At 49.0% G+C, this 1,540-nt stretch carries 1 protein-coding gene; it reads left to right on the top strand.

Annotated features, from left to right (window positions below):
* The first annotated feature begins 108 nt into the window (after positions 1-108).
* Positions 109-1,455 (top strand): ISNCY family transposase, encoded by a 1,347-nt coding sequence (locus CWS43_RS27080; protein ID WP_101080207.1) that lies wholly within the window; start codon positions 109-111, stop codon positions 1,453-1,455.
* Positions 1,456-1,540 lie beyond the last annotated feature (85 nt).

Here is a 1,540-nt window from a genome sequence, read left to right as displayed (position 1 = left end):
TGTTAGTGCAAAGCGATAATGTCGTGTTTTAGCAAAGTTAAAATGTCGTACTCCGGTTAGCCTGTTCTTATTCAGGCAGCCAGGAGTATCACTATTATGTTGGTCACCATGAGCCAGAAAGAACTCGATCGAATCCCTGTTTTACAGCAGCTATGCGATAAGCGCCTGACGCAGTCGCGTGCCGCTAAACTCCTGAACCTCAGTGTTCGTCAGGTGCAACGCCTTCTCAGTCGCTATCAAATTGACGGCGCTGCCGGACTGTCATCCCGAAAACGCGGCAAGCCCGCAAACAATCGTGCCCCTGATGAACTCCGGTTTAAAATCCTGACGCTGCTACGTGAAAAATACAGCGATTTCGGCCCTACGTTAGCCGCCGAGAAGCTTCTGGAACGCCATAGCCTCAGGGTTTCCGTTGAAACACTGCGCAGCTGGATGACCGCAGACGGACTCTGGGTACCACACTCACGCCGTAAGCCCCGGGTTTATCAGCCTCGTTATCAACGTGACTGTCTGGGTGAACTGGTTCAGATTGATGGTTCTCACCATGACTGGTTCGAAGGCCGCGCTGATAAATGCTGCTTGTTGGTATTTATCGATGATGCCACTGGCCGTCTGATGCATCTGCATTTTTGCGAAACTGAATCAGCCTTCGACTACATGAACGCAACACGTCAATATATTGAAAAACATGGTAAACCCGTCGCATATTACAGCGATAAACACGCCGTGTTCCGCGTCAGTCAGGCTGAAACTCGCCGCACCGGTGTCACTCAGTTTGGCCGGGTTTTACATGATATGGCCATTGAACTGATTTGTGCCAATAGCTCTCAGGCCAAAGGTCGCGTTGAGCGGGCCAATCAAACGCTGCAGGACCGGTTGGTAAAGGAGATGCGGCTGGAAAATATCAGCTCAATTGAAGCAGCTAATCAATGGGTTGAGACATTTGTCAGTGACTTCAACCGGCGCTTTGCCAGGCCTGCCAAATACCCCAAAAATCTCCACCGTCCTGTACAGGAAACGTCAGTTGAACTGGCCGATATCTTCGCGTGGCATGATCTTCGGACCGTCTCGAAATCACTGACATTTCAGTACGATAAAATCCTTTATCTTCTTGACCCTACTGAAGAAAACACACGTATTTCTGGCAAGAAAATTGAAGTTTTCGACTATCCAGACGGCACACTGGCGTTCAAATATGCTCATAGAACACTCTCGTATCAGGCGTTCGACAAGCTGGCCTGCGTTGACCAGGGCACCATCGTAGACAACAAGCGGCTGGGTGCAGTGCTGAAGCTGGCACAAGTACATCAGGATGAAAGAGAGAAAGATGGGAAAAGAGAGCGCAGCAAGAAAATGCCCAAAAGACGTGCTCAGGCAAGAGTTCAGGAACAGCTGAAAGCCATCAATCCGGTACTGGTTAATCCATCGGAATTCAGGGCCAGTTTGAAACGCTAACCCCCTATTCTTTCAGACTTTCCCAATAACAAAAGTGACATTTTAACTTTGGAACTGAAGGTGACATTTTAAACTGGGATAGACA

The organism is Rahnella sp. AA (assembly GCF_002834385.1).
Taxonomy (GTDB): domain Bacteria; phylum Pseudomonadota; class Gammaproteobacteria; order Enterobacterales; family Enterobacteriaceae; genus Rahnella.
This window is presented reverse-complemented; position numbering and strand designations above follow the sequence as displayed.